The following is a 3,324-nucleotide window of genomic DNA, read 5'->3' as shown; positions in this document are numbered from 1 at the left end:
CGGACCGGGGTCCGTGTTTGTTAGTAAAATCATGGTTGGTTTCCTTGGCCAGTAAACCGGGTGGGTTTGTTGGTTGGGAACCACATAGTGAACGCGAGCAGATCTTATGTTTATAAGAGTGTGTGTGGTGTAAGTTATCGGCCTATTAGTACCGGTCAGCTTCACGAGTCTTTAGTCCTCGCTTCCACGTCCGGCCTATCAACCCAGTGGTCTAGCTGGGGGCCTCTCACACATAACTGTGTATGGAAATCTCATCTTGAAGTGGGCTTCCCGCTTAGATGCTTTCAGCGGTTATCCCTTCCGAACGTAGCTAATCAGCGATGCACTTGGCAGTACAACTGACACACCAGAGGTTCGTCCGTCCCGGTCCTCTCGTACTAAGGACAGCTCTTCTCAAATTTCCTGCGCGCGCAGCGGATAGGGACCGAACTGTCTCACGACGTTCTAAACCCAGCTCGCGTACCGCTTTAATGGGCGAACAGCCCAACCCTTGGGACCTACTCCAGCCCCAGGATGCGACGAGCCGACATCGAGGTGCCAAACCATGCCGTCGATATGGACTCTTGGGCAAGATCAGCCTGTTATCCCCGAGGTACCTTTTATCCGTTGAGCGACGGCCATTCCACAATGTGCCGCCGGATCACTAGTCCCGACTTTCGTCCCTGCTCGAGGTGTCCCTCTCACAGTCAAGCTCCCTTGTGCACTTACACTCGAAACCTGATTGCCAACCAGGCTGAGGGAACCTTTGGGCGCCTCCGTTACTTTTTAGGAGGCAACCGCCCCAGTTAAACTACCCATCAGGCACTGTCCCTGACCCGGATTACGGGCCGAAGTTAGATGTCCAAAGTGACCAGAGTGGTATTTCAACGATGACTCCACCACAACTAGCGTTGCGGTTTCACAGTCTCCCACCTATCCTACACAAGCCACTCCGAACACCAATACCAAACTATAGTAAAGGTCTCGGGGTCTTTCCGTCCTGCTGCGCGTAACGAGCATCTTTACTCGTACTGCAATTTCGCCGAGTTTATGGTTGAGACAGCGGGGAAGTCGTTACTCCATTCGTGCAGGTCGGAACTTACCCGACAAGGAATTTCGCTACCTTAGGATGGTTATAGTTACCACCGCCGTTTACTGGGGCTTAAATTCTCAGCTTCGCACACAAGTGTGCTAACCGGTCCTCTTAACCTTCCAGCACCGGGCAGGAGTCAGTCCGTATACATCGTCTTGCGACTTCGCACGGACCTGTGTTTTTAGTAAACAGTCGCTTCCCCCTGGTCTCTGCGGCCCACACTCGCTCACGGACAGCTAGTGTCCTTCACGAGGCAGGCCCCCCTTCTCCCGAAGTTACGGGGGCATTTTGCCGAGTTCCTTAACCATAATTCTCTCGATCGCCTTAGTATTCTCTACCTGATCACCTGTGTCGGTTTGGGGTACGGGCAGTTAGAACCTCACGTCGATGCTTTTCTAGGCAGCATAGGATCACCGAATTCCCCCGTAAGGGGGTCCCATCAGATCTCAGAATCGTCATTGAAGACAACACAACGGATTTGCCTATCGTGTTTCCTACGTCCTTAGACCGGGACTACCATCGCCCGGCTCGGCTACCTTCCTGCGTCACACCTGTTAATACGTTTACCTCCCCAGTTCAGGTTCCACGCTCCACACACACCCTGGTCCCGAAGGACACGCAGTGGTGTTTTGGGTGGTTAGTATCACTGGTTCAATATTGGCGGTTCTTCACCGGTACGGGAATATCAACCCGTTGTCCATCGACTACGCCTGTCGGCCTCGCCTTAGGTCCCGACTTACCCAGGGCAGATTAGCTTGACCCTGGAACCCTTGATCATTCGGCGGACGGGTTTCTCACCCGTCTTTCGCTACTCATGCCTGCATTCTCACTCGTGTAGGCTCCACCGCTAGTTCACACTGCGGCTTCAATGCCTACACGACGCTCCCCTACCACTCCAAACCCCTGAACAAGAACACGTCTTGTTAGGGTAATGTTTGAAATCCACAACTTCGGCGGTGTACTTGAGCCCCGCTACATTGTCGGCGCGGAATCACTTGACCAGTGAGCTATTACGCACTCTTTTAAGGATGGCTGCTTCTAAGCCAACCTCCTGGTTGTCTAAGCAATCCCACATCCTTTCCCACTTAGCACACGCTTAGGGGCCTTAGTTGGTGGTCTGGGCTGTTTCCCTCTCGACTATGAAGCTTATCCCCCACAGTCTCACTGCTACGCTCTGACTTACCGGCATTCGGAGTTTGGCTGACGTCAGTAACCTTGTAGGGCCCATTAGCCATCCAGTAGCTCTACCTCCAGTAAGAAACACGCAACGCTGCACCTAAATGCATTTCGGGGAGAACCAGCTATCACGAAGTTTGATTGGCCTTTCACCCCTACCCACAGCTCATCCCCTCCATTTTCAACTGAAGTGGGTTCGGTCCTCCACGCGCTCTTACACGCGCTTCAACCTGGCCATGGGTAGATCACTTCGCTTCGGGTCTAGATCACGCCACTAAACTCGCCCTATTCAGACTCGCTTTCGCTACGGCTTCCCCACACGGGTTAACCTCGCGACGTAACACTAACTCGCAGGCTCATTCTTCAAAAGGCACGCCATCACAAGAACAACTACCCCAAAGGGGCACGCTTGCTCTGACGGATTGTAAGCACACGGTTTCAGGTACTATTTCACTCCCCTCCCGGGGTACTTTTCACCTTTCCCTCACGGTACTTGTCCGCTATCGGTCATTAGGTAGTATTTAGGCTTATCAGGTGGTCCTGACAGATTCACACGGGATTTCTCGGGCCCCGTGCTACTTGGGATACTCACCAGGGAGTGCACTGCATTTCAGTTACGGGACTCTCACCCTCTACGGTCGGCCATTCAAAACCGTTCACCTATACATGCACCATTCCCCTTCCTAGTCCGGCAGAACTAGATCGGTAAGTCCCACAACCCCGCACCATGCAACGCCCGCCGGCTATCACACATGACACGGTTTAGCCTGATCCGCGTTCGCTCGCCACTACTAACGGAATCACTATTGTTTTCTCTTCCTGTGGGTACTGAGATGTTTCACTTCCCCACGTTCCCTCCACACACCCTATATATTCAGGTGCAGGTCACCACCTCGGCTTACACCGGGTAGCGGGGTTCCCCCATTCGGACACCCTCGGATCAAAGTTTGGTTATCAACTCCCCGAGGCTTATCGCAGATTCCTACGTCCTTCTTCGGCTCCTAATGCCAAGGCATCCACCGTGTGCCCTTAAAAACTTGACCACACACATGCGGGTCAAACACAACACACCCTCA

Annotated in this window: 1 rRNA gene; it reads right to left on the bottom strand. The window is 53.2% G+C overall.

The features are described from left to right. Positions 1 to 124 precede the first annotated feature (124 nt). Positions 125 to 3,291: ribosomal RNA gene (locus ABIB48_RS17965) — 23S ribosomal RNA — on the bottom strand. Between the last annotated feature and the right edge of the window lie 33 nt (positions 3,292 to 3,324).

It is taken from the genome of Arthrobacter sp. UYCu511 (genome assembly GCF_040547105.1).
GTDB lineage: Bacteria > Actinomycetota > Actinomycetes > Actinomycetales > Micrococcaceae > Specibacter > Specibacter psychrochitiniphilus.
This window is presented reverse-complemented; position numbering and strand designations above follow the sequence as displayed.